This is a genomic window from Kingella bonacorsii, assembly GCF_016623605.1.
Taxonomy (GTDB): domain Bacteria; phylum Pseudomonadota; class Gammaproteobacteria; order Burkholderiales; family Neisseriaceae; genus Kingella_B; species Kingella_B oralis.
This window is the reverse complement of record NZ_JAEHNZ010000005.1, coordinates 2,126-26,320: the sequence shown is the minus strand read 5'-3', so window position 1 is coordinate 26,320 and position 24,195 is coordinate 2,126. Positions and strand designations below refer to the sequence as shown.

Below are 24,195 nucleotides of genomic sequence, written 5' to 3'. Positions count from 1 at the left end.
GGTTTAAACTCCCATAAAAAAAGCACCCTCGCCGAAGGGTGCTAAATTGGCTTCGATATAGCCGAAGGTTTTATCTGCCTCCGGCTCGTAAAAGTCTAGTAATACGCCGCTGGGGCGCGGCAACAGGTCGCTTTGTCGGATGATGGCGCGTTCAACAGGCAGGAGGTAGAACTCAAACACATAACGCGCGGCCATCGTGCCGTTTTTCACAAAATACGCCCGACCGCGCGAGCCGAACATCTCGCGTAAGAGGCGGTTGATATGCGGGGCGGTGGCATAGATGATGTTGCTCATCGCTTTAAGCATAATCACGCGGCGGTAGGTGTCGTCGTCCAAACGATAGCTCCGTTCCAAGCCCTCGCCCGTGCTCCATACGCCGTTGTCAAACGGGGTAAAGCCCTGCGAAAAGCCGATGTATTCGTCTTGCGCGCTAATCATGACTTCCCGACCAATACCGACGATCGCGCCCCAAATATCCAGCCCGAAACCCTGCGCGGTAGAAACGTTCCACACGGTATCGTAAAACCGTTGCTTGTCGGTGCGCGGGTCGATGCAGTCGTCAAACCGCCGTATCAGGCGGCAAATGACCGGGCTGTTGGCGTATTGGCTGATAACGGTTTCCTTGACGTCTATCATACGCTCACCACTTCGATATTTTCGGCACGGACAACGGGGGTCTGGTCAATGCCGACCGACACAAAATTACCCATACTGCCGGACGACAAACCGATTTCCACGTCCAACACATGCACGTTCGGCACGGCCTTCACCACGGGGGCAACGTAGCGGATAGCGTAGAGGTTCGCGCCGATGCGCCCCTTGAAGGCATTGATAACGGCCTGCTTGATGGCAGCATCCGCACCGATAAACGCCCCACGCTCAATTTTGATGCGGAAATACACCGGCAACTCGTTCGGACGCATGAAGGCGACCTGATAGGCGGGCTTCGGGTCGTTGTAGCTATGGTCGTACACCGTGATTTCGGTGTTGCCGTTGAAATCGCAGCCGCTGCCTGCGTAGCGCAGCACGGCTTCTGCCACTGCCGTATCATCCCCGCCCACCGCCGCCACATAAATGCTGTGCGGCTTGAGGGTGTAGTTGGTCGCGCCGGCCTGCACGTTTTGGCCTTTTGGGTTGTCGATGACGTACACATCACGCACCCCGTCCAGCGCAAACACGTTGGCATACACCGCCTGCGGTGTTCCGTGGGCATTGATGGCGACACTGCGCCGCCTGCGTTCGGCGAATTCGGCGCGGCTCTCTTCCGCCCGACCGGGAACGGCAGGGCGAGGGTTATCCACCCTGTCCAGCCCCACCAAGGCTTGATAAATAACGTTCACACTGTGGGAGGGGGCTTCAATCTGCCCGGCGGCAATAAGCGTGCCGCTGACTTTGCCGCTGATGGGAATGCCGATTTCCTGCTGCAACGCCCATTGGTTGCCCGCGGCATCCTGCACGATGAATCCCTGCGGAATCTGTGTGCCGGGAAGCCCGATAAACTCACATACCACCGCCGAATCGGTGGCGGGTTTGCGCTGCAAGAAATAGATTTGGGCAATCGCGTCCTGCATCACGCCTTCGGCATATTCGGGGTGGATTTGATTGACCAGTTCGGCAATCACGTTGTTTTTGTCGGCAATCACGGCAGCCAGCGAGGAGGCAAGCTGCCCCTGCGGCGTTTCCAGATTCAGATTCAAACCGCCGCCGAAAGCATCGTTGAAGTCGGCCAACACGCCGTTCAGCACTTCGGTTTCGGTCGGAATCTGCAAGCCCTGCGGCGTGAAGCGAATGGGTGGGACATGACTGCTCATAGCGTTACCTCATATTGTTTTTGGGCGTCGTCGGTAAATTTCAGGCTGCCTGAAAGCACGCGCCCGTCGCGCAGTTCGGCGGCCACGTCTGCCGCCACCACGCCGGGGACGGACAAAGCAGCCTGCACCAACCGATGCCGATATAGCGCGAACGACTGTTTTTTACCCAGCATTTCTTCAAAATAGGGGATGCCCTTTTCTGTGTCGTAATACAGTTCGCCCGCAAACAGGCGGCACGCCGAAGCCACATCCTGCGCTTTGGCGTAGGGGTCTTTGGCCAGCGCGATATTGCCTGCTGTATCCAAGACCAAATCCCAGCTTTGCGGGTCAAGATAGAGAGTATTCATGTTGCCACCGGTTTGCCTGATTGGTCGTTGCCGCTCTGCACCCCTGAATGTGGGTGATTGAGCAGGCTGATGTCTTTAGCTTTCACGTCGCCGTCGGCAGAAATCCCGCCGCCACCCGTAAATTGCGCCGTGGTTTGGGTGTTGGCCTGAAAGGTTTGCGATGTACTGCTTACACCGCCTTTGGCGTTCAGGCGGATATTGGCCGCCTCCATCTCAATATCGCCGGGGGAAAACAGCTTGATGCCGCCGTCCTTAAAATGGATATACTGCTTGGGCGTGCCGTTCAGGAATCCGCCGAAATACAGGCCGTCCGAATAATCGAAACGCCGCCTGCTTTGCGGAGCGGACGGCGCTTTGTTTTGCTTGACGCTGGAAATATCACGGCTGCAAAAGCCACACATGCCGATGTCGCCCGGTTCGGGGTCGATAATCACGGCGTTGCCACCGCCTTGCAGCCGGAAATACGGCACGTTGTAGATGATGCCGTGCGGCATAACCGTGCCGTCGCCGCTGATTTGGGCAACCAACGGCTGCACGTCCACCAGCCCTACAGGGGCAAGTCCGCCCGATTTGGTTTTCACCACGCGCACCAGCGTTACGGTTTGGATGCGCGAGACGATGCCCGACACGATTGCGCCGATTTCGCCTGCGCCGCCTTGTGTTTGTTCGGGGCGGTATTGCGCCCAATTATTTTGTTGCGACTTTGGCATTTGTATCCTCCACATTGGCGGCTTTGATGTCGGCCAGCCATTTACCGCCCGGCGTTTGGCTTTCCAAGTCCAGCGACAGCCCGAATACGCGCCATCTGCCGTTGCATTGCTCAATCAGGCTGCCTGCGACCTCAATCAGTCCGCCGAAGCGCAGGGCTTTGTCGTACAGGCATTGCAGCTTCACGCCCTGCAAATCGGGTATCGGGTAGCCGATTAGGCCGGTGGTGGGGCTGACGATGGGTACGTCAATCATGCGCGGCTGTCCTTTTGGCGTGATGGCGATGGTTTCGTTGTCGATGTACACGTCTATATAGGCATTAGCGGCAATCTGCTGTATTTTGCCCAATTCGGTATTGTCCAAATACTGGTTGCTGATTTTGGCCTTTACACCGTTGTTCTCAAAACGCCTGCCCATGCGTTTGCAAATGGCTTCGATGGCCTTTGCCACATCGGTTTCGCCTTCGTGGCTGACCGCTTCGGCAGGCTTGAGTTGCCACAAAACGGCGGTGTGGCTCTCGATAACCAAGCAAATATCCGGCGCCCCGCCCATTTCGGGGTAGGCAAACGTGATATTGCCGGTATAGACCACGCTCAAGTCGTCTTGCTCGCCTGCCTCCACCTGCACCAAGTTCATCATTGCCTGCTCGGTGTTCCATTTCACGCGGAGCAGCTTCATGATGCTGTCCAGCTTCAAGCCGTACACTTTGATGCGGGCGGACGGCATCACCGCGCCGTTGCCGTAGTTGATTTGGCAGGAGGTGCGCAAACCTTCGACCACCAGCGTATCGTTGCCTTTCGCATCCCATACGTCTTTTTCCTGCCCCAGTTTGATGCTGATACGCAGGATTTTTTCTTTAATGCTCATCGCGGTACACCAAAATAAAACGGCTGCCCAGTTCCTGCCATTGCGGGTCTAGGCTGCCTGCGGTATCGACTAAATAAAGCTCGCCGCGAAAGCCGCGATAAGCCTCGCCCACCAGCGGCATACCGTGCAGGCATAACCGTTCGCGTATCAGCACGCGCCCATCTGACGACACAGTGGCATACAGCTTGCCCAACCGCGGCAGCAGCGATATGGTTACTTCCTGCCCGCCCAGTGTGGCGCTCACTTTCTGCACCGGGACAGACTTTAGGGGGATTTGGTAAATCATTTTCAGGCTGCCTTATTTCAAAGCCCAGACCAGCAGTGCTACTGCCGAAATTACCGCCGACAGCGCAACCCCCCACGCCAGCACCAAGCCGGCCTTATCCGCTCCATGTTTACTCATTTTCCCACCTACCCTTAATCTGTGTTTTCGTTTATACTTCACTTTATGATTTTTCCTTACCCGTTCTAAGGTTAAATACAGAAACCCCGCAGAGTTGCCGCCCTGCGGGGTTTCGTTTTTTTATTTCAGCCCAAAGCCCTTTTTGACCGTGTCGGCAACTCTTCCCAGCCCGTCTTTGGCTGCTCCGCGCACCACCGATAAAACGGATTCGTTGTTCTGCATGGGTTTGGGCTGCACTTTGCCGCCGTCCTGTTGTGCCTGCGCACCGTCCGGCTTGGTTTTGGTGTATTTCACTTCCACCTGCCGCACTTCGGCCAAATGAATATTGACCTTCAACAGCCGTGCCCCGTCCGAAGCTTCGCGGGCGTAGTCGTAGCCCGTAATCGCCATGTTCGGATAAACGGCTTCCGGCGTGATGACCAAGAACAAATCCGTGCTGTTGGCCAACGTATCCAACAATCCGAGAAACGCGCCCCGTGCAAACACACCGCCGCTCCCCTTGCTCATCTGCACCGTTACCGTGAATGGGTCGCCCACCTTGTTGTAGCTGGCGAACGAACCGCGTTCAATAGGCGCATTGGACACTTTGGAGGTGTTTTGGTGTTTGACTGATGTTACGTTATCCGACAACAGCAGCGGAATACCGTTTTGTCCAAAAATGCCCCAGTAGTTGCCGAAAACGGCGTTGATGAGTGCCGCGCCGCCGAATTTAATCAGTGCGCCGCTTATATTGGTCGGCAGTTTCGGGATATTTGGGATGCCGATTGAGTTCCAAGCCATATGTTTACCTCTGAGATTAAAGAAAAAGCCCCGTGGAATACGGGGCGGGGTTGGGGGCTACCTGAAAATCAGTTCAGCATCAGGGCATCCATACGGCGCAGACTGCCTGCCACATGCTCGCGGAAATACGCATCGCGCATTTCAGGCTGCACCCGTTGCAACGTTTCGCGGCAATGCTTCAGCCAACTATGCGATTCCATGCGTAGCGTATAAGCCGCCACGCCCTTGTCGCGTGCGCCCAGTTGTTTCAAGGGTTCGCTCAAATCATACAGTTGGCGGGTCGCCCAGTCGAGAAAATAGGTAACCGTAGCGAAACGACTGATTTCATGGTCGGACAACAGGATACCGCCGCCCTGCATCTGCGGCGGCAGCGCATCCAGCACCTCTCCGTTCAAACCGCTATACAGGGTGAGGGCGTGAACGTACTGCACTGCGTCGTTCAGCCGCTCGGCGGGGATGTCTTCGATGCTGTCCACGCCGAAACGCTGGTGCACCATGCTGTAGGCGGACGAGTAGTCGATATTGCATTTGCCGACCAGCGCAGAAACGGCTTGGCGCAACGGAGTGCGGTCGGCAACAGTGGTTTTGGCAAGTTTGGGCTGGCTGCCTGAAACTTCTTTCTCCAGCACATCCAACACCCAACGGCGAAACTCTTTGGCCACTTTGGTTCGTGCCAACATGCCGAGCAGGTGGCAGCCGCGCAGGCTGAATACGCGCACCTGCTGTTTGCCGCCTGCGGTTGGCAGTTCGATGACTTGGGTCATGCTGTCGGTAAATTCGTCGGCGTTGCGGTCATAAAGTTTTGCCATATCTGATGATGGATTTTTATAACCTAAGGCACTTCCAATCTGGAAGCTCCTTAACCAAGGCTGACCGTGAATGTCGGTAATATCAAAGTTTACGTCGCGGAAAGACAGAGAGATTTGAGCGTTCATGATGAACTCCTGTTTATTTAGTGAGTGATTGCCACTGAATAGGGCGGCGGGCTTCAACTACCGTAAACAGACGGCTCGCAGTATTCCCCGAAGGTGTTGTATTTCTGCGTATAGACCCGCCAGAGAAACTTGGCGTTTTGTGCCGCTAATCTCATGCAAGGAGAGAGCAACGAAACCGATAGACACAAAAAATGCGCGCTGACGGGGCGATGAGACCGCTGTTTATTTAGTAGTGTGGTCATCATAAACAAAACCCCTTGCATCTGCAAGGGGGAATTGAATTTTACTGTCCTAATTTATACTCTTGAAGCTCTCTTAGCCGCCTAATATTCATCTCCATCGGGCAAATCACGTCCATAGGCATTGCACCAATCCGATTTCTAAATTGGCACATTTTGCTACGATAATCCAAATAAGCAACCTGACTGGCTTTTAACAGCCTAGCAGTCTCAGGAGAGTAAGGGTTGTTATCGTTGGCATAGAAGTTGTAGATATTCTCATAAGTATTATTCAAATCCTCACTTACTAAAGCATCAACACTTCTAGCACAGGCCGCAATTGCCCCATTATATGGGGCAGTAATTCTATCAATGCATTGGTCATACTGTGATTGATAATCTATGTTTGAGTCGGCATACGCTAAACCGACGGCTAACAATATTGCTGCTGATAACAACCTTTTCATATTCCCTCCAAATTAAACCATCGCCGGCATAATTTGCACCAGCCTGTTACGGGCGGCGGCAGAGGCATCCTCCATCGTGCCGTCTATAGTGCTGGCCGAAGATTGTACATGAATACCGCCATTGATGGCGAACTGCATATTGCTGTTGTTGGTAATCTGCTGCGCCTGTTGTCGGGCGACAGCGCCTTGTTGCATAGACTGCAAACCGCGCTGCGCATTTTCGGCAACGGCTTGTCCGCCGATGGGGCGGCTGTTCAGGTCAGATAATACTGCAGCAGCTTCTTCCAGTCGTCTTTTTCTATTTACGCCTCGGTTATCTCCTTGGCGGGCGGCAATCGCTTGGGAGATAGCATGAAGGTTGCCGCTGCGGACAGCCCTTACCAAAGACGGCAATTTATCCAAGCTGCCGTAGTTGTAGGCAACCGAAGTAATGGCGGCCTGTGTTTTGGCTGGCAGGCGGTCAAATTCTGCCGCGCCGATTTTCTGACGCGCTGCATTTCTGAAAATCTGCGCCCTGCGTGCCAAATCACGCTCCGCATCCTCACGGGTAACGGCATCACCCTGTCGCACTCTGCGGACGTTGCCGTTGCGGTCGGTGATGGTATCCGTTCCGTAGCCTAAGCGGTAAGCATTCACGTCCCAATAGGTACGGCTGGAGAAGCTTTCATGCTTCCTAATCATGGCGAGCGTTTCTGCCATTGCGGAGTTTTGCCGCGAACCGCCGCCCAGCCAAGGTTGCGAGCTGTAGCTGGCAGGATGAATGTTATCCCTGCCTGCTTGGAAGCCTCCTTGGAAGGTGGCGTGTTCCTCACGGGCGATTTGTCCCAGCAGGGCGTTCATTCTCGCGCCGGTTTGGCCGTTTCGATTGTAGGTATTGGATACCCCAAGCAGCCGCACATTCGCTCCCCTGGCGCGCAATGCGCGGATTTGGGCGCGGATACCGTCGGTATCGTTCGGGTTGTTACTCATACCGGACGACAGAATCACGGTTTGGCCTTGCAAGTTGCCGGAATAGCCGTTGATGAAGCCCAATACCTGCTGCGGATTAGCACCCACTCTAGTTGAACCTGTGCCGTTTACCACACTACGGTAGCCGTGAGCGATACTATCGCCGAAGTAAATCGTGCCACCTGGGGAAAACATCTGTTTGGCGACACGTTCTCCCGATCCTAGGCTTCGTACCGCCGCCTGAGCCGAACCCGGGGAACTTGGCGTGTGGCCGGTAGCAACATCAACTGCGCCGGATACCCGTTCGGCGGCGCTCTGTACCTGCTCCGCCACGAAATTTACCGGGCGCATGGCCAAGCGTTTGGCTGCCGTCCAAGCGCGGTTGTAATCGCGGTTCATCAGGGCATCGAAGATTTCTCCCAGGTCTTCCAATGCGGGAGCAACGAATTGGTAGATGTCGTTGGCAAGGCTTTTGAAACCGTTGGCCAACGAGCGCAAGGATACCCCGTTTTCATCGATAAACCCCTTCAGGCGCAGCCAATCAAACAAATTCTTCCCGGCTTCCGCCCATGATGTGTATCCGGTGAGCAGATAGGTGAAGCCTTTAGTAAGGCTGTCCACCGATACTTTCGATGTTTTGATGTAGTTGGTGAACGCACCCCAGTCGAATAGGCTCTTACCGCCTTCCGCCCAAGTTTTGTAATCGTCATAAAGCAGCACGAACGCAGCACCCAGAGCAGCCACAGCAGCAGCGGCCAGCGCGAATGGGGCAATAAAGGCATACAGCGCCGTTACTGCCGACCACAGCACGGGAATCAGCACCACGCCCAGCACGAAAGCCAATCCCTCGAAAACATGCTTCATGGTGTTTTCATTGCGCATCAGGTAATCGGCAAAGCTGCTGACCAGTTTCACCAGGCGCAGTAAATGCGGGGCGAGTGCATCGGCAATCATGTTTTTCAGCGCATCCCATTGCTGGTTGAGATAGGCACGGGAGCGGGTCAGTTCGCGGCTGACGGCAATTTCTTTCTCACCGGAGCGATAGAGCCGGTCTTGTAAGGCCAGCATCTTTTCCATTTCGGCACGCCCAAGCAGCAATGTGTTGATAGTGCCATCATCCAAGCCCATGCTTTTAGCCAGATTGTAGGCCTGCACCCTGTCCATCTTGGAAAAGCGGTCGGCCAGATCCAGCATGATGCTGTCTAGGTTGCGTGCTTTGCCGTCGGCATTGAGCAACGCCACCCCGAACGCATTAAAGAACGGCACCATGGATGTGTCGCCCATGGTAGTGAGCCGGGTAATGCTCATGCTCAGCCCAGCCAAACTACCTCTCATGGCATCGGCCTGACCGCCCGCCATTTCAGCCATGCCGCCCCATGCTTGGAGCTGGTTACGGCTCATGCCGATATTGTGAGATAAGTTGTCTAGCTGCACGTTGGCTTCAGTGGTCTCACGGATCAACTTATCCAGCGCATTTGAGCCAGTAACGAGAGCAAAGAGCGCGGCAGCGCCTTTTGCCACCTTCCCCATTGCTTCGGTAAGGTTCTTGGCCTGTTTGACGTTCTGTTTGACCTTTTCGGCGTGTTTGTCCAACCCTTTGCCGGATTTGCCCGTTTTTGCCTCTGCCTTTTCAAATGCCTCGGTCATGTCGTCCAATTTGGAGACTGCCTGCTTGGCTTCCCGGCTGAATTTGGACGAGTCAATGCCCAATTCCATAAACAGGGTATCAATTACTGTTGCCATAGCGGTTCCTAAAAAAGGCTACCTGATTTCAGGCAGCCTGTTGTGCCTTGTTGAAGGCATCGGTATTGACGATTTCAAGCAGGTTAAAGGCATCTTCCAGCCCGTACACGGTTTGCAGTTCGTGCAGGCTGCATATACGGGAGGAAACCAACGCGCCGATGGTTTGGGTCAGGTTCAGGTAGCCTTGTTGCCGGCTTCCTCTTCCCCGCCCGATGCCGAGGTCAGGCCAAAGGCGTGTTGCAAAAAATCGGTATGCAATGCGAACACCTCCTTTCGCAACCGCCACAGTGTCGTGAAGTCTTCCACGTCGTTGAAGTCCATATTCAACGGGCGCGGCTGGCCGCCTTCGGGAATAATTTGCACGCAGTCCAGCAGTTCGTTCAAGAGCGGGATAGCGTCTTCAGGCTTGACTTTGCCCAATGCGCCAAGCGTTGCCCCCACCATGCCAATCATCCCTTGCTGAGGGGAGATGCCGCCCAAATCCACGCCGCTGTTGGCCAATGCCAAAAGGGCGCGCATCGCCCAGTTGTCGGCATGGGCGGCGGGCATTTCGGTAATCAGGAACACGCGGCCTTTATCCCGCCCATTCTCAATCGTGATTTGCTTGCTCTTCAACGCCATTTCAGATTTCCTCCGGTTTCACTACGATGCGGAATGAGTAAGTGGAGGATTCCAGCGTTTTCTTGGCTGTTGTACCGCCCGGAATTTCTACCAAGAAGCCGGTAGCGGTGTAGCGTTTCTTCACGGCGGGAATCTCAACCGAAAATTCCACCATGCGCGTTTCCTGACGTTGCAGGATGTCATTGGTAAATTGGTCGAAGTAGTCGCGCGATTTGCTGGTGGGCGCAAGCTGGATGTTGAAGTCCACTTCGTAGGGCGTGAAGCCACCGGACTGTTGGCCGTCCACGCCCATCATGGTTTCGCCGATTTTGCCTTGTCCGAAGTCGAAGGCATTGTCGGCGGCGTAGCCTTCAATCTGTACGAAGTTGTCGTTAAAGCCTTTCACGCGCATCAGCAGGATGCTGTTGGCGGCGGTCAGGGTACGGTCTGATACGGTTTGCATATATTTTCCTTTGCAAAGAGGCCGCCTGACAGTTCAGGCAGCCTGCATGGGTTTACTGGACGTTGATTGAGCCGAGGTTGATGTTATGCACGCTGCCGCCGTCGGTGTACCACAGCTTCATCGGCATAGACTGGCGGTTGCCGCGCGTCTGCGCCGAAGCGTTCTGAATCAGCAGGAAATAGCCGGTGCTTTCAATCTTCGCGGCGGCATCTACGCGCGCCTCGTTGTTAATCAGGGCGCGTTGCTGTTCGCTCAACGGTACGCCCGGCTGGATGCTGCCAAAGTTCAAGGCCTCGTTAATCGGGTCTTGGCAGGCGGCGCGTTGCAGGGCGATACCGACGGCGTTGTACGGCACGGCCTTGGCCGAGGTGAGCAGGGTCATCAGGGCAAGCTGCAACTGACTATTGAGGCGGATTTGGTTCACATAGGCATCAATCCATTTCCATTTGCCGGGCATTTGGCCGGGGTAAAGGAAGGTAAAGCGGTCGTTTGCGGTTGCCCATGCGCCGTAGTAGTTGTAGCCGTTCTCTTTCAGGTTGTCGGCATCGGCGGCGTTGTCCACGTCCACGCTCAAGCCAGATTGGTTTTTGAACGCCAGCGTGATGCGGCCTTGCGTTTCGGTGAAATCAATGGAGGCAATCGCGCCACACAGGAAAGCAGCCTTGTCCAGCCCGCCGTAAATCGGGGCGGTGCCGTCGTAGGCGGCGGCTTTCAGTTGTGCGCCCAAACAGGTCGTGTTGCCGGTTTGCAGCGCGGCGGCTTCTTTGCCCCATGCGGCGTAAAGGAAGCGGTTGTTCTGCGCGTTGCTCCATTTGGCCAAGGCCAGTTTGTCGGCCAATTCGGGCTCAAACACGGTGGTAAAGGTGGCGAAATTCAAAGTGGACTGAATCACGCCTTCCATCACGGTTTCCGCGCTGTCGCCGTCGTTGCCTTTGGAAATCACCGCGCCTTTGGCTTCGGTCAGATTCAGGGCTTCGGCCAGCGTGCCGGTGGCAAAGCCGATTTCGGAAGCCCGGCCTTGGGTGGCGGAAACGATTTCAAACGCCTGCAACTGCTCGTCAAACTGCACGGTAGCGCTGATGGCCGTACCGATTTTGTCGGCGGCATCGGAAAAGCTGGTGGCGGCCGCCAAGCTGATGTTGTCGCCGCTCTTATCGCTGCCGTCGATGTTCACTTTCAGATTGCCCGAAAGTTTTTTCAGGGCGGCAAGGCTCATGCTTTTCACGCTTGCGCCGCGCAGATAGGCAGCTTCCTTGCCGACGTTGTAGGGGTAGAAATACAGCGTGCCCGGCTTGATATGCGAGTTATCGAAGCCTTTAAAATACACCTGCGCGGCTTTAAACTCTTCGCTGGCCAAGCCGAAAAATTCGCCGACTGCCGAAGCATCGGGGAACGCGGTATGCCGGCCGGTGGGCAGGTTGTCGTTTTTACTCAAAAAGACGGCGTTCATTGACAGGGGAGAGCCGCCGGAACTGAGTACGGCGGGGTTTACACTGACGATTTTACTTGCCGGAATAGATTGGAACATGGATATATCCTTTACGGTTGGATCAGGGTTAAATCAAAAGCGTTTACAAACTGTTGCGGGTGTTCTGCCTGCGGCGCGTAGGCCAGATGAACAGTCGTCATCCAGCGTTCTTCATATTCGCTTTCTTCGTTGGTGAGCGGCATGAAGCGTGCGGGGTCGGCATATAGCGGCTGGCAGGATTTCAGCCGTTCGCAGGCGTAGAAATCGCGCCACAGCAAAACGGTTTTCTGCGCCATCTGCCCCGCTGCTTCGCCGTAGAAATCAAGCTGCATCTGTATTTCGGATTGGCGCGAAACGGCAGCGGTTTCATCTGCCACGGCGTAAGCGTGTTCGTTTGTGGCGGCGGCGGTTTCGTTCAGAATGTTCATCACCACAAACGGCGGCTTGGGCAGCGGCACGTTGTTGCTGTATCCCCGCACTACTTCGCACGAAAAAAGCCCGAGCAGCATTGCCCGGACTTCGGTATAAATATCGTCTAATGTTGCCGCCATAACAGCACCTTGCACCAATCCGGCCAGCTTTCCACCACCTGCTTCACCAGCCATTCTGTTGTTTCGGTTTCGCCGTAGGCTGCGAATACCAGCTTGTCCGCACCTTTGCCGCTCTGCCGCCGCAAGCCGTGGAATTGTCCGGTTACATAGGCATAAAGCAGCGTTCCTTGCTGCGCCAGACCTTCAAACAAAGACAAATCCTGCGTACTTAGGGTTTGGGTCTGTACGGTTACGGGATGCTCGCTGTAGCCTGATTTCCGTTTTCCCGTGGCATCGGTGGCGTAGCCGTCATTGAGTTTCAGCACGGCGGGCAGGTTCGGATTGACGGATGTAATCGCGCCGTTGGCGATGGCTCTCAGGTTCATTCGTCCGTTACCTCGTATTTGATTGAATCGCGCATGGTGTCCGACCATTGCAGCGGTTTATCGTGGTTGCTGACAACGGTCTTGCCTTGTTGCACATCCCGAACGGCTTTGTAATACGCCGCGGCGGTTACGCGCGCCGGGCTGGTTGGGAAACGATATTTCAGCAGTTTGGTTACTTCGGAGTTGGGTGCAAAATTACCGTTAGTAATGGTTTCTTTTATATCCCCAACCGCAATTTCACCCAACTCAGAAAGAGACTGCCGCACATCGCCGCCGTTGGCCTGCATGAACTTTCCAGCCAGTCTTGCCCACTCTGTTTTTCTTGCTGCAATAGTATTGCGGAAGAAAGGCCGCGCGGGGGTTCTTGCCGTGCCGTATTCATTCCAAAAGGCCACTTGCGCCACGCTTTCGCCGTCCGAGCCATCGTAGTTTGCCTGCTCGATGATGCCGACACGTACCTTGGCTGTTGCAGCCTGCGCGGCCAGTTCGGCCAGCCGCTGCCTGAATTTATCACCGCCGCGCATAACAGCCTCCCGGCACATAGCGGAAGCGGCGGTATTTGGCGGTAAGCTGCCAGTAGGTCGCGCCATAGGGCGTTTGCAGATACCAAGCGGCATTGCTGCCCACCGCGCCCATATCCGCGCTCACGGAAACGCTGCCCTCGGTAGCCGAAGCAATGCGCCCCACCAATCCGCCCTGCGCGGCACGTTCGTTCAGCGCGGCGAAGTGGCGTACCAGCAGGAACAGCAGCATTTCGCGCTCTTCCAGCTTTTTCACAATGCTGTGGTCAGTGTTGTCCAGCAGGCTTTCGGCCTGCGTGAACCACATGGCGAACTGGGCATCGCTTGCCTGCACTTCGGGATAGGTCGCCTGAAACCGTGCTTTATCAAAGACGACGGCGGGCATGGTTACTCTTCCTTGGCAGTGCTTACACCATTGGCCTTATCATCGGGGTTAATGGCTTCCAACTTGGTTTCGTTGTCGGTCTTTTCCCGCGCTTCGGCTTTGGTGTTCTTGGCATCTTCATGGGCGAAGACGAAGCCGTTTTTCACCATATCGCGGTCTTGGTGCGCTTCCATCCAAGCATTGAACAGGTCGGCATCCACATCGTAGGTAATGCCGTGGCCGCCGATGATGTTTGAAGCGTTCGCGCCGTTCAACTCTACCGATTGTCCGCCGACTTCAATAATCAGCCCGTTGGGCAGTTTGCAGCCAACGGTTACAGTTTTTTGTTTTGCCATTTAGGTTCTCCAATAAAAAAAGCAGCCTTTTCAGGCTGCATATAGGCTGCATATAAGGGAAAGGCCGCCGGAAGGCAGCCTAAAAAAGAGGGTCAGACGGAAATGCCGTCCAACAGAACATCGGCGTGTTCTTTTAATTCCGGTTTGGTCGTATGCCCCATATGGGCAAGGAAAATCTGTACGCCTTCGGTACGGGCAAGTTTGACAGCGGGGACGAAATCGCTGTCCGCCGTTACCAGCACGATAATGCCGACTTGTTTTTTCAATGCCAATGTTGCCATATCCAAACCGATTCTCATGTCCACGCCCTTTTGCGTGATATTCGGCGTGATGTCGTCGGGGTTCAGTGTAGCACTGTTTGCGCCCGGGACGGGGTTCAGACTGCTTTGCCTTTTGATTTTCCAGCTATCGCCGTTGGTGGATGCCTGCCCCATGCGCAGAGCAAAAAACGGCAGTAATTTCAAACCTTCCAGCAGCTGTTTGTTGTTACGGGCAACATTTGATGCCGACAAGTCGAATGTGCTGCCGTCCAGCGGGTTGTTTAGTTTGCCGTCGGCAGGCGGGGCATCGTAGTAGAAAACGCGGTACAGGTTTTTGTCCGTCAAGTAGGCATTTCTCCTGATACTTTCCACAAGACTGGCAAAGTCGGCCGCCTGTACGGGTCTGCCCGTTTGGCTTTTGATTTTGCGTTTGGCAAAACCCGCGTCAATAAGGATGGCGAAAGATGTATTCATGATAAATAGGCGTAAAAAATTGGCCGTTAGTGGGTAGCAGGCTGGTTACTGCACTTGGATAGGTCACCCACATTGGCCGTTTTTGTATGTGGCTGCATTATGCACGAAAAATAATATCCTGTAAAGGCCGCCTATTTCAGACGGCCTTGTTTACGGTCGGCCTAGCTCACCGTCATGGAAGCAATGCAGAACGGGCGGTAGATAATCGCGCCCCATGTGCCCTGCGATTTCTTCTGCTTGATGCTGGAGGCTTCCAGAACCATGTTGTGCGCACGCAGTTTTTCGGTGAAACCGCATTCCAACGTGCGCTGGCCGTCCAACTCTTCCACAATCAACTGCACCATTTCGCCCGATGCGGCGGAGTATTCCGGCACGGTTTCGATGCGCAGGTTAGGGAAGTTCTTTTTGAGTTGGTCGGTAACATTGACGTTGTACTGGTTGGTTTTGGTCAGTTCAACGCTGGCAGTCGGGCTGCACACCAGCAGGAGCGGCGTGTTCATATCAATCAGGCCGCCAGTCTGCTGCAACAGTTTTTGGAACAGCTTGCGGATGGATTCGTACACTTGCTCGCCGGTGGCGGTTGCCCATGTTTGGGCGGCAGCGGTGGCGGCCGGCAGGCTCGGATCGTTGAGGATGCCGTAGTTCTGCAAACCTTTGATACCGAACAGATAGGATTTGTTCTGGAAGCGGTTTAAGGCGTTCACGCTGGCCTGATTGACGCGGTTTACATAGTCAATCTTCGCTTCGCCTGCGCGTGCCACTTCGCGCTCGCCCCAGCGGGTGAACACTTGGTAATGGTAGCTTTGGCGTTGTGGGAAATTGACGTTGGCACCGCTCACGCCGTTGTTGTTGTAGTCGCCGTAGCTGGAGACTTCGCCGGTAGGTTCTACCAGCATGAACATGGCGGTTTCGGTCGTCCAATCGCCTTTTTTCACTTCGCCGAAGATTTCGGCGGCCTTCATCGGCTGAAGGGCGACTTCAATCAGCTTTGGATCGACGTAGGTCAGCATCCATGCGGGAATGCCGCTGTTGCCTGCTGTGGTCAGTGCGGGCTGCGCATCCATCGCCAAAGCAGCCTGCACCTGTTCGTTCATCAGCTTTTTGCCGCCGCCCATAAAGACGATGCCGGCATCGCGTTTGAGTTGTTGCAAGGTATTCATTTAATCGTTACTCCCATGTGGTGATTTTGGCCAGTTCGCCCGCTGCGGCTTTGGAAGCCACTTTGAAGCTGGTCAGGGTGTGGCCGGTTTCGGTGGCGGCGGCAGATGCTTTCAATGTGCCGTCGGTGTCTTTGGCAAACACGTTTTGGCCGATTTCGGCACCGGCGGGGAAATGCGCCCAGAAGTCGCCTGCCACGGCCAGTGTGATGATTTGGCCGGGCAGGATTTGGTTGCCGTATTCCGCCAGATAGGCGGTGATGCTGGCCTGCTGTTCGCGGTGGACAAAGCCGATGCGTGCGCCGGCAGTTTTCTTGTTGGACACTTTGCCCTCGGCATCCGCCCAAGCAAACACGCCGACGGTTACGCCGTCCGTGCCGCTGACGAGTGCGCCTTCACCCGCCAGCATGGAAGCGTTCGGGTTGTGGGCAGCAAAATCCCCCGCAACGGCGGGGGCTTGGTAAGGTTTGACTGCTTTTTGGAATGACATGGTTTAAGCCTTTCTGATTCGTGATAAACCGGGGAACTGTTCGGCGGTTTTGGCCGCATCTTGCGCCATTGGCTGTTTGGGTTTGCCCAACATGCCGACCATGGCGCGGTAGGCGGAGGGATGTACGTCGGTTACATCAATGCCGTTCTGTTCCAGCGCGAACTTGTACACGTCCGCCGCATCGTCCATCGCCACATCGCCGACAATGTGCGCCACTTCGCGCTGTGCCGTTGCCAAGGCTTGCGAACGTTTCCGTTCGGCTTCCACGGCACGTTTGATGGCCGCATCCATCGCCATTTTGGAAATGGCGGCATCTTGTGCGGGCTTGGGTGCGCCGTCTTCGGGGTTTTCCGGCTCTTCGTCTTCGGCGGGTTCTTCCGGCTCGGCGGGGGCGGGGTTGTTTTCGCCGTCCTCCGGCTCGTCTTCGTCCGTACCGACATTCTCGACGTTTTCAGGCGGCAAATCTTCGCCGTCGTCCTCCGCCGTCTGCACTTCGTTGGTGAGCGAGCCGATGACCTGCAACAGTTCATCGGGGCTCAATTCGGCATCCTGCGCCAATAAAGGCTGCACGGCTGCCTGAATACGCGCTTTCGCGCCTGCTTTCAGTTTCATGGTTTTCCTTTCACAAAATGGGTCTGCATCGCTTACTACAACATCACGCCCCGCCCGACCCACATCGACAAGGGCTACATGGTTTCCGACAATATCGCGCATCACGCCGTCGTAATGCCTGCCTTCAAATTCGCCTGCGGTCATGTCGGCGGTGTAGTGATACGCACTGGATAGCTCCACCTGCTCGCCGCTCTCAATACCGGCAATCGCCTCTGCATCCCACACGGCCAGCGAACATTTCAGGTAGCCATCTTCAAACACAGTATCGCTGCCGGTCGTGCCTGCAATCACTTCTTTCTGCGGCTCGTCGGCAGAAACGGGAATGTGCTTGCTCAACAACGGTAGGTTGTTGAAGGTCGGCGCGGCCTTTTCCAACTCTTCAGGGTCTCGCAGCAGGTAGTAAACCTTTTTCGGTTCAAGCCCCAGTTGTTGGTAATTGGGGATTTCGCTGCCGTAGTAAGGATTTACCGTGGCCTTGCTGATGTTGGAGCTTTCAACGTGCAGCCTGCCGTCTTGGTCGTAGGAGCGCAGGGAGCGGTCTTGCGCCAACTGCGGCTGCTTTCTGTACCAGCGCGGGTTGTCGCAATCCATGGCGTAGGTTTCGTCTAAGTAGTCCATAATTCAATCTGGATACCAGCCTCCGTTACGTTTGATTTTTTCATCAAGTTCCTTCATTCTATCCTCGTAATCTTTTCTCTTCTCAGCATCTATCCTATCGAATTACGCACTGGATAGCTCCACCTGCTCGCCGCTCTCAATACCGGCAATCGCCTCTGCATCCCACACGGCCAGCGAACATTTCAGGTAGCCATCTTCAAACACAGTATCGCTGCCGGTCGTGCCTGCAATCACTTCTTTCTGCGGCTCGTCGGCAGAAACGGGAATGTGCTTGCTCAACAACGGTAGGTTGTTGAAGGTCGGCGCGGCCTTTTCCAACTCTTCAGGGTCTCGCAGCAGGTAGTAAACCTTTTTCGGTTCAAGCCCCAGTTGTTGGTAATTGGGGATTTCGCTGCCGTAGTAAGGATTTACCGTGGCCTTGCTGATGTTGGAGCTTTCAACGTGCAGCCTGCCGTCTTGGTCGTAGGAGCGCAGGGAGCGGTCTTGCGCCAACTGCGGCTGCTTTCTGTACCAGCGCGGGTTGTCGCAATCCATGGCGTAGGTTTCGTCTAAGTAGTCCATAATTCAATCTGGATACCAGCCTCCGTTACGTTTGATTTTTTCATCAAGTTCCTTCATTCTATCCTCGTAATCTTTTCTCTTCTCAGCATCTATCCTATCGAATAAGGCCTGTTTTTCTGGCTCAAATTTACGGGTATATTGTGATCTGAACTCTTCTATTGCATAATCAAAAGGATTAAATCCTTCACCGCCTTCATTCACAGCATCGTTGTATCTTTTTTGCTGCTTATACAGCTTGTTCAGATGTTCCCTAGCTTCCTCTTTCGACATATCATTTATATCGATTTTAGGCCTAGGGGTTGGTTGGCTCTGATACGTTTTTGGGATGCTCTGCTTTGGCGGTGCTTTGTAATCCGGACTGAAATGTTTGATTTCATCCGCCAATTCGACACCGGGCGGCAAATACCATTTTTTCTTATCCGGATTCCATTTTGCACCATGCTGCTTGGCAAGCTCCCGCTGCTCGTACGGAACATTCAGATACGTTCCGCCTGCTTGTTGGGACGCCTTGAAAGCCGCCCAATCCTTGCGGTGCTGCTCCAGCTCTGCCTTTTGCTCGCTGCTGATGGTGTATTCCTTACTGGATACATAAATGCGGTGGGTATCCTTCTTCCTCCCGTCGTAGAATTTCCCATTCCAGTAAGGGTCTGAATGCTTCTTGCGGATTTCGGCATACCAGTCGGGGGTTTTAGGCTCGGTGGGAACTGTTTTATTGTTGTTGCTACCAATTTCTTCTTTTACGTTGTTAGGCGGAGTTTTTTCAGGCTGTGTAACAGTTTTACCTACAGCCGCCAAATGCTCTTTACTCGGCGTTTTCGCACCAACAAAGCTTTTTCGTACTTCGTTGATTTTCTCGCCGTTAAACTTTCCACCCATACCTGCCTCAACCCGGCCTGATTCGTCGATTTTGACTGGAGAGCCTTTGTTTTCCGCTCCGTTCGGCTTAACGGTAATCCAGCGGCTGTCCATCGCCAACAATTGGTGGGCTTTGCTCAAAATGGCTCTCTGTTGCGTATTCATGAGTTGAATCCTTTAATCACGGCGCGGCTCGTACAGCGGCAGTTGATTTCCTCTCCGGGCTGCACCCATTTGCCGTCCAGATACATACCTTTTCCCACATCGAACCGTTTGCCGTTGGCGGCAACATGGCTTGGGCGAGGTTCTTTGCCTGCATGGGAGAGCAACTCTAAACGCCCACTCATCCTACACAAACACCCTATTTCACTCTATAAAACAACGTATTAAAAAATAACACGCCCACCAAACCTACACACAAAACCGCTTTTAACCGATAATGATTGCACCAAAAATTACACCAAAAACACCATGGCAACCATTATCCAACGAGGCAACAAATGGCGCGTGCAAATCCGAATGCGCGGCGTTTCGCGTTCTGCCACCTTTGAGCGGCATTCCGATGCCAAAGCATGGGCGGCGCGCGTAGAAACAGAAATCCGAGACGGGATACAAGGCAATCAAAGCCGAAACGTATTCTTTGGCGACATTTTACAACGATATTTGAGCACCGAAACCGTCAAAAAACGCGGCAGCCGTTCCGAAACCTATCGCATCAACGGCATTTTAAAATCGCCGCTATCACATATCCGCCTGGAAGACCTGCGCCCGCAAGACTTTGCCGACTGGCGCGACGAGCGCCTGCGACAAGTATCAACCGACAGCGTAATACGCGAATTATCCACACTTTCCGCCGTCTGCGAACACGCCATGAAAGAATGGGGGCTATTGCGCGAAAACCCCGTGCGCAAAATCAGCAAACCACAAGCATCCAAAGATCGCACCCGCCGCCCCAGCGCGCAAGAAATCCGGCAAATCTGCGAAGCCCTACACTACACCGAAAACGGAACACCGCATCTGATTACCCAGCGTTGCGCCATCGCCCTACTCTTTGCTATAGAGACCGCCATGCGAGCAGGCGAAATCTGCGCGCTCAAATGGGAAAACATCCACTTTGACCGCCGCATCGCCCACGTTGCCCAAAGCAAAAACGGGCATCCGCGCGATGTCCCTCTAACCAAACGTGCCATCGCCCTATTGGAAAAACTGCGCCCGATTGACCCGATTAGCGTGTTCAAAATCCAAGCGCACAGCCTAGACGTGCTGTTTCGCCGCGCCCGCGACAACTGCGGCATCACAGACCTGCATTTCCACGACAGCCGCCGCGAAGCCCTAACGCGACTATCCAAAAAAGTGCCTGTGGAAACGCTGGCAAAAATATCAGGGCACCGCGATTTGAGCATCTTGCTCAATGTGTACTACCGACCCGATATGGCAGAAATTGCCGATATGCTGGATTAGGCCGTATCCCGTCTAACCATTGCGGAAAAACTCTTTCTGTTCTGCCGCGCGGCGGTTCACCAGCCCCTGCACCACGCGGCCGCCCGCCTTGTTCCACAGCTCAAAGGCTTTGCAGGCTGCCTGATATTTTCGCTGGTTCAGTTCACGCACCACGCTCGAACCCGCAAACGCTTTCGCGCCGATGTTGTAGCATAGGCTCACGCAGGCGTTAAATTGTGATTGGGTCAGTTCGACCCGCACCGCATCACGCACTGCTTTTTCGTAGGTTTGGATTTGGCTCGCAAGTTCGGCGCGGATTTCGCCGTCCGTCATCACGTCGCCCATCTGCACCTTTTGTCCCGCCTTATCGCCCAGCGTGTAGCGGATAAAGCCGATGCCGATAGTCGGGATGCCCACACTATCGCGGTATGCCTGATGGCTTTTACCCTCGAATTTTTCCAGCAGTTCGAGGCCGTAATCATCTACTTTCAAGTTTTCGTTCATGTTTTGTCCTTTCGTTTGACAAGTTTGCCTTGCGGCGGTTATTATCCCGCGATAATTTCGCGCAGTAAGTTAATCCCCTTAAGGAGATTCGATATGAAAATACTTATTCCGTATAAAGAACGCGTTTTTGACGCCCGAACCTATCTTGACGAAATCAAAAATAAATCAGACAACATAGAAAAAGTGGAGTTCGTCCCGCCCAAATTGGGCAAAGACGGCTACGGCTTTTTCCGTGTGCACTATAAAGTCCCCGTTTTGGCAGAGGTATGAACATGCTGCCCGAACAGCCGGACAACCAGCAGGAACTGGTACGCGAATTTTTGGAATACCAAAAACAGGAGCTTGCCAACAAACGCGCCGAGCTCGACATACGCCGCGACGAAATCGCCTCGAACGAGCGCATCGCTTTGGCAACCATCGCCGCGCAAAAGGAGGACTTTGACAAGCGCGGCAATGTGTTTGCCTCGGTCAGCAAATCGCGTCTCATGCTGTTCGGCGTCGTATCGCTGCTCATCGCACTCGTTCTCATTTGCGCCATGATGACGGGCAATACGGAAATCGCACTGGAACTGATTAAAATCGGTGGGGCAGTGCTTTTGGGCTACTTCGCCGGGCTGAACCGGGGCAAGGCCCAGGTTTTGGAAAAACAGAGGAACACCGAAGAATAACGGCTTCCCCAAAATCCGCCCCGTGCGGATTTTTTTATTGGGTTTCCCTTTCAAAAATGGCAGCGACGCCTATGTCGCCACCATCAAATAAATTATTGAGTACCGCCCAAGCATTCTAATCCCGTTTCGGCTGCAACGCCCGATATGCTGGATTAGCTACATCCCATCCACCACTTCCCCCCAAGCCTGCCACTCTGCCAGCTTATCGCGTTGCCCATCCGCTATTTCAGCCATTGCTGCATAGTGTTTGCCGCACTCTCCGAATAAAACCCAGCCTTGGGCAGCGTTTGCATCGGCGGATGGGCGGGCGGTTTGGGGCAGGTTTTTGACACTTCCGCCTTGACGACTTTGTTGGGCGACACGCTGCTGCAAGCGGTCAAGCTCGCGGCGCAAAGTAAGATTAGCGTTTTTCGCATCTTGTTTCTCCTGTTCAATGGTTTGCAATTTCGCCGCGTAATCCTGCGCGGCTTTTTGTTCGGTTTGGCGCACGGCGGCTATTCGCGCGTTTTCGGCTGCCAACGCCTGTTTTTCGTAGTGGGCTGTTGCCGCTGCGTGTCCGCGCTGATATTCCTGCCGCCCATACATCAGGCAGCCTGAAACCAGCGCAGCGAATACGCCCAACGCCAGCCCAAATTTCCAGTAGATATTCATCGGATAACCTCCAATCAACACAACTCAAAATGCGGTCCGTCCGTAAACGCCTTTTTGCCCGCCGCCCGCCGCGCCGCCGCATAATCTGCCACCAATTCCTGCGCGGGTTTAGTGGTGTCGTTTAAACATTGCCAACAGCCGCCCCAGCGCACGCGCACGCCTAATTCCTTGGCAGCCGCCCGCATCGCTTCGGCGATGGGGTAAAAATGCCCCCAATGCCAGCTCATTTCCGATGTGCCGTTGCCGTCAAAATCGTCCCACGGCACCAAATCCACCGCGTGCCCAAAGCCATCCGCCTGCTTCAAATGCTTGCTGTTAAGCGTTTGCGATGCGCCAGAAGCCACAAGGCGGCGTTGGCGTTCCAAAGTGCGCAAACCCTCGTTTACAGCGAAATCCTGCGCGGTGATTTCAATCGCCCGCTGCACCACTTTAACCAAGTTCGGATGCACACCGACAAGGCGTTGTTGGCTGGTATTGCCTAATTTATAGCTCATAGTTCACTCCATAAAAAACGCGCCACATGGGCGCAAAAAAAAGGCAGCCTGAAAAAGCTGCCATCATTCACAACGTTTCATCCGCCGCTGCATCTGCCAAATCTTCCACGTCTGCGCGCAAAAATAGCCCGCCACGCCCAAGCGGAACAGCACCGCTTCCATCGGCACATCTTCGCGTTGCGCCACAATCGCCACCGCGCTGCCAATCAGCACCAAATGCGCCCAAAATTCCAAATCATGCCAACGCCAGCAACGTCCGCCCAAACGGCACGCGCAATACACAAAAATAATCATTCCGCAAAGCATATCCAGATATTCATTCATTGCCCGTCTCCCTTTTTAAAGATTTTCTGCAACCACGCTTCCGCCAACACGGTTAGCTTGGGCAAAAACCATTGCCACGTCGCCCCGATGGCAAACGGCACAAAGGCTTTGAGCAGCGACGCATCACTCAAATGCAGATAATGCGCCCCCATTTCCACCACCAGTGGCGATGCCGTCCCCGCCAACATCATGCTGGCAATCAGCCCTGACACCGCCTGCCGCCGTCCACTCGGCTCGCTGCGCCCCAAAGCCACCGCACCGCCCACCGCGCCCAGCACTAGGGCTTCAATCGGCATACCAAAAAACGTCCCCGCGATGCCGATTGCGCTGATATTGACCGCCGCAGCGGTGTTGATTGTGTTTACTGGCATTGCCGCTCCTTTCTGCCATTTAAATCCATGCTTTTCTCCATAAAAAAAGGCAGCCTGAAAATGGCTGCCTATATTTAGGTACAACAAAAATAAATAATTTAATAAAAATCAATTATTTGTATCAAGTACAGTAGATTAAGATTTCGCCCGCGCCGCGCCTTGTAGCGTTTCAAACATCGCCTGTTGGCTCACTTTTTTCAACTGCTCCACAAAGCTGCTTTCGGCAAACAGCTTGCCGCTTAATGCCTTGCCATCAGGCAGCCTGAAATCCAGCGTAATGTGTTGCATCGCATCCTGCTTGCCCATCATGCCCGCAAAGCTGCCCACCGCCGCGCCAAACGCATTCACCGCTTGGCTAAACAGGGTTTCGCTGTTTTGCGCGGCAGGCGTGGCAAGGTTTTGCGCGGCGGTTTGCATTGCCGTGGATGCCCGCTCCATGCTAGCGGTTTGCTGCTGCGTAGCGTTGCCTTGCAGCGTGGCAACGGCTTGCATCACGTTGGCGATGCGCTCTTGCATGGCGGCAGCTTTATCTAGCTTCTCGCCTGTTTGCGGGTCTATGCCTGCCTTGGCAAGCGATTGCAGCGGCGCGTTGTACTTGCGCGTGGCGTTGTATTCATCCGCCTGCGCCTTGTATTTTGTCCATTGCGCGTCGATGCTGCTTTCGCCGTTGGCTTGCAGCATTTTGTCTGCCGCCTTGTCCATTTTGTTGCCCGCGCCTTCAATGGTTTTGAAGCTGGCTTCTTTGGCAGCGGTGGCATCCAGCAAGGCGCGGGCTTCTTGCAATTGCTCGGCGGTTGCGCC

At 54.5% G+C, this 24,195-nt stretch carries 34 protein-coding genes; 3 read left to right on the top strand and 31 right to left on the bottom strand.

From position 1 onward, the window contains the following. Window positions 1-3 precede the first annotated feature (3 nt). The 25 genes from JDW22_RS11965 to JDW22_RS11845 form a co-directional block, all read right to left on the bottom strand. Window positions 4-636, bottom strand: coding sequence for a DUF2612 domain-containing protein (locus JDW22_RS11965; RefSeq protein ID WP_200523240.1), 633 nt, complete (start codon window positions 634-636; stop codon window positions 4-6). After that, window positions 633-1,811: a baseplate J/gp47 family protein gene (locus tag JDW22_RS11960; RefSeq protein WP_200523239.1), complete on the bottom strand. Its 1,179-nt coding sequence runs from the start codon at window positions 1,809-1,811 to the stop codon at window positions 633-635. The genes JDW22_RS11965 and JDW22_RS11960 overlap by 4 nt, the downstream gene beginning before the upstream one ends. Beyond that, complete coding sequence (locus JDW22_RS11955) at window positions 1,808-2,158, bottom strand: hypothetical protein (RefSeq protein WP_200523238.1); 351 nt, start codon at window positions 2,156-2,158, stop codon at window positions 1,808-1,810. Before JDW22_RS11955 ends, JDW22_RS11960 begins: the two co-directional genes overlap by 4 nt. Next, a complete protein-coding gene (locus tag JDW22_RS11950; protein ID WP_200523237.1) occupies window positions 2,155-2,868 on the bottom strand; it encodes a Gp138 family membrane-puncturing spike protein in 714 nt (237 codons plus the stop codon). Before JDW22_RS11950 ends, JDW22_RS11955 begins: the two co-directional genes overlap by 4 nt. Then, window positions 2,846-3,733 (bottom strand): baseplate hub protein, encoded by an 888-nt coding sequence (locus JDW22_RS11945; protein WP_200523236.1) that lies wholly within the window; start codon window positions 3,731-3,733, stop codon window positions 2,846-2,848. The genes JDW22_RS11950 and JDW22_RS11945 overlap by 23 nt, the downstream gene beginning before the upstream one ends. Beyond that, window positions 3,723-4,019 carry a phage baseplate plug family protein gene (locus JDW22_RS11940; protein ID WP_200523235.1) on the bottom strand — a complete coding sequence of 99 codons (297 nt, stop codon included), beginning with the start codon at window positions 4,017-4,019 and terminating at the stop codon, window positions 3,723-3,725. Before JDW22_RS11940 ends, JDW22_RS11945 begins: the two co-directional genes overlap by 11 nt. A gap of 237 nt (window positions 4,020-4,256) precedes the next feature. Further along, entirely contained in the window at window positions 4,257-4,916 is a 660-nt protein-coding gene (locus JDW22_RS11935) for a phage baseplate protein (protein ID WP_200523234.1), read from the bottom strand. Between the two features lie 68 nt (window positions 4,917-4,984). After that, window positions 4,985-5,851, bottom strand: a complete 867-nt coding sequence (locus JDW22_RS11930; protein ID WP_200523233.1) for a BRO-N domain-containing protein — start codon at window positions 5,849-5,851, stop codon at window positions 4,985-4,987. 283 nt (window positions 5,852-6,134) lie between these two features. Beyond that, a complete protein-coding gene (locus JDW22_RS11925; protein ID WP_118786813.1) occupies window positions 6,135-6,536 on the bottom strand; it encodes a lysozyme inhibitor LprI family protein in 402 nt (133 codons plus the stop codon). Window positions 6,537-6,548: 12 nt separating this feature from the next. Beyond that, window positions 6,549-9,227 carry a glycoside hydrolase family protein gene (locus JDW22_RS11920; RefSeq protein ID WP_200523232.1) on the bottom strand — a complete coding sequence of 893 codons (2,679 nt, stop codon included), beginning with the start codon at window positions 9,225-9,227 and terminating at the stop codon, window positions 6,549-6,551. Between the two features lie 28 nt (window positions 9,228-9,255). Beyond that, the gene (locus JDW22_RS14035) at window positions 9,256-9,378 is read right to left on the bottom strand and encodes a hypothetical protein (RefSeq protein ID WP_268884248.1); all 123 of its coding nucleotides are present in this window, start codon (window positions 9,376-9,378) and stop codon (window positions 9,256-9,258) included. Window positions 9,379-9,401: 23 nt separating this feature from the next. Then, window positions 9,402-9,848, bottom strand: coding sequence for a hypothetical protein (locus tag JDW22_RS11910; RefSeq protein ID WP_200523231.1), 447 nt, complete (start codon window positions 9,846-9,848; stop codon window positions 9,402-9,404). Window position 9,849: 1 nt separating this feature from the next. Next, entirely contained in the window at window positions 9,850-10,290 is a 441-nt protein-coding gene (locus tag JDW22_RS11905) for a phage tail fiber protein (RefSeq protein WP_200523230.1), read from the bottom strand. A gap of 52 nt (window positions 10,291-10,342) precedes the next feature. Then, window positions 10,343-11,818: a DUF3383 domain-containing protein gene (locus tag JDW22_RS11900; RefSeq protein ID WP_200523229.1), complete on the bottom strand. Its 1,476-nt coding sequence runs from the start codon at window positions 11,816-11,818 to the stop codon at window positions 10,343-10,345. A gap of 11 nt (window positions 11,819-11,829) precedes the next feature. Beyond that, window positions 11,830-12,309 (bottom strand): phage neck terminator protein, encoded by a 480-nt coding sequence (locus JDW22_RS11895; protein WP_200523228.1) that lies wholly within the window; start codon window positions 12,307-12,309, stop codon window positions 11,830-11,832. After that, on the bottom strand, window positions 12,294-12,674 hold the full coding sequence (locus JDW22_RS11890; protein WP_200523227.1) for a hypothetical protein: 381 nt from the start codon (window positions 12,672-12,674) through the stop codon (window positions 12,294-12,296). The genes JDW22_RS11895 and JDW22_RS11890 overlap by 16 nt, the downstream gene beginning before the upstream one ends. Then, window positions 12,671-13,198 (bottom strand): hypothetical protein, encoded by a 528-nt coding sequence (locus tag JDW22_RS13755; RefSeq protein WP_235965502.1) that lies wholly within the window; start codon window positions 13,196-13,198, stop codon window positions 12,671-12,673. The genes JDW22_RS11890 and JDW22_RS13755 overlap by 4 nt, the downstream gene beginning before the upstream one ends. After that, entirely contained in the window at window positions 13,185-13,580 is a 396-nt protein-coding gene (locus JDW22_RS11880) for a DUF4054 domain-containing protein (RefSeq protein ID WP_200523226.1), read from the bottom strand. The genes JDW22_RS13755 and JDW22_RS11880 overlap by 14 nt, the downstream gene beginning before the upstream one ends. A 2-nt stretch (window positions 13,581-13,582) precedes the next feature. Beyond that, window positions 13,583-13,915 (bottom strand): hypothetical protein, encoded by a 333-nt coding sequence (locus JDW22_RS11875; protein WP_153716953.1) that lies wholly within the window; start codon window positions 13,913-13,915, stop codon window positions 13,583-13,585. A gap of 92 nt (window positions 13,916-14,007) precedes the next feature. Then, window positions 14,008-14,649, bottom strand: a complete 642-nt coding sequence (locus JDW22_RS11870; protein WP_200523225.1) for an NYN domain-containing protein — start codon at window positions 14,647-14,649, stop codon at window positions 14,008-14,010. Window positions 14,650-14,810: 161 nt separating this feature from the next. Then, on the bottom strand, window positions 14,811-15,809 hold the full coding sequence (locus JDW22_RS11865) for a major capsid family protein (RefSeq protein WP_200523224.1): 999 nt from the start codon (window positions 15,807-15,809) through the stop codon (window positions 14,811-14,813). Window positions 15,810-15,816: 7 nt separating this feature from the next. Further along, window positions 15,817-16,296: a structural cement protein Gp24 gene (locus tag JDW22_RS11860; RefSeq protein WP_200523223.1), complete on the bottom strand. Its 480-nt coding sequence runs from the start codon at window positions 16,294-16,296 to the stop codon at window positions 15,817-15,819. Between the two features lie 3 nt (window positions 16,297-16,299). Beyond that, entirely contained in the window at window positions 16,300-17,526 is a 1,227-nt protein-coding gene (locus tag JDW22_RS11855) for a DUF2213 domain-containing protein (protein WP_235965501.1), read from the bottom strand. Between the two features lie 102 nt (window positions 17,527-17,628). After that, window positions 17,629-18,087, bottom strand: coding sequence for a DUF2213 domain-containing protein (locus JDW22_RS11850; RefSeq protein WP_235965500.1), 459 nt, complete (start codon window positions 18,085-18,087; stop codon window positions 17,629-17,631). A 3-nt stretch (window positions 18,088-18,090) separates the two neighbouring features. Beyond that, a complete protein-coding gene (locus JDW22_RS11845) occupies window positions 18,091-19,107 on the bottom strand; it encodes a DUF5710 domain-containing protein (protein ID WP_200523222.1) in 1,017 nt (338 codons plus the stop codon). Window positions 19,108-19,413: 306 nt separating this feature from the next. On the opposite strand from JDW22_RS11845, the gene JDW22_RS11840 reads away from it, so the two are divergent. After that, on the top strand, window positions 19,414-20,403 hold the full coding sequence (locus JDW22_RS11840) for a tyrosine-type recombinase/integrase (RefSeq protein ID WP_200523221.1): 990 nt from the start codon (window positions 19,414-19,416) through the stop codon (window positions 20,401-20,403). Window positions 20,404-20,415: 12 nt separating this feature from the next. Here JDW22_RS11840 and JDW22_RS11835 read toward each other — a convergent pair whose 3' ends face one another. Then, complete coding sequence (locus JDW22_RS11835; protein ID WP_200521588.1) at window positions 20,416-20,886, bottom strand: lysozyme; 471 nt, start codon at window positions 20,884-20,886, stop codon at window positions 20,416-20,418. Window positions 20,887-20,979: 93 nt separating this feature from the next. Between JDW22_RS11835 and JDW22_RS11830 the strand changes: the two genes are divergently transcribed. Both JDW22_RS11830 and JDW22_RS11825 read left to right on the top strand, forming a co-directional pair. Further along, window positions 20,980-21,156: a hypothetical protein gene (locus JDW22_RS11830; protein WP_200521589.1), complete on the top strand. Its 177-nt coding sequence runs from the start codon at window positions 20,980-20,982 to the stop codon at window positions 21,154-21,156. Next, window positions 21,153-21,554, top strand: a complete 402-nt coding sequence (locus tag JDW22_RS11825) for a hypothetical protein (protein WP_200521590.1) — start codon at window positions 21,153-21,155, stop codon at window positions 21,552-21,554. Before JDW22_RS11830 ends, JDW22_RS11825 begins: the two co-directional genes overlap by 4 nt. Window positions 21,555-21,710: 156 nt before the next feature. Here JDW22_RS11825 and JDW22_RS11820 read toward each other — a convergent pair whose 3' ends face one another. The 5 genes from JDW22_RS11820 to JDW22_RS11800 form a co-directional block, all read right to left on the bottom strand. Further along, a complete protein-coding gene (locus JDW22_RS11820) occupies window positions 21,711-22,205 on the bottom strand; it encodes a hypothetical protein (protein ID WP_200521591.1) in 495 nt (164 codons plus the stop codon). A gap of 14 nt (window positions 22,206-22,219) precedes the next feature. Further along, window positions 22,220-22,699, bottom strand: coding sequence for a M15 family metallopeptidase (locus JDW22_RS11815; protein ID WP_200521592.1), 480 nt, complete (start codon window positions 22,697-22,699; stop codon window positions 22,220-22,222). A gap of 63 nt (window positions 22,700-22,762) precedes the next feature. After that, window positions 22,763-23,023, bottom strand: coding sequence for a hypothetical protein (locus tag JDW22_RS11810; protein ID WP_200521593.1), 261 nt, complete (start codon window positions 23,021-23,023; stop codon window positions 22,763-22,765). Then, the gene (locus JDW22_RS11805) at window positions 23,020-23,394 is read right to left on the bottom strand and encodes a hypothetical protein (protein WP_200521594.1); all 375 of its coding nucleotides are present in this window, start codon (window positions 23,392-23,394) and stop codon (window positions 23,020-23,022) included. Before JDW22_RS11805 ends, JDW22_RS11810 begins: the two co-directional genes overlap by 4 nt. A gap of 135 nt (window positions 23,395-23,529) precedes the next feature. Next, on the bottom strand, window positions 23,530-24,195 hold a 666-nt coding region (locus JDW22_RS11800; RefSeq protein ID WP_200523220.1), incomplete at its 5' end, for a hypothetical protein.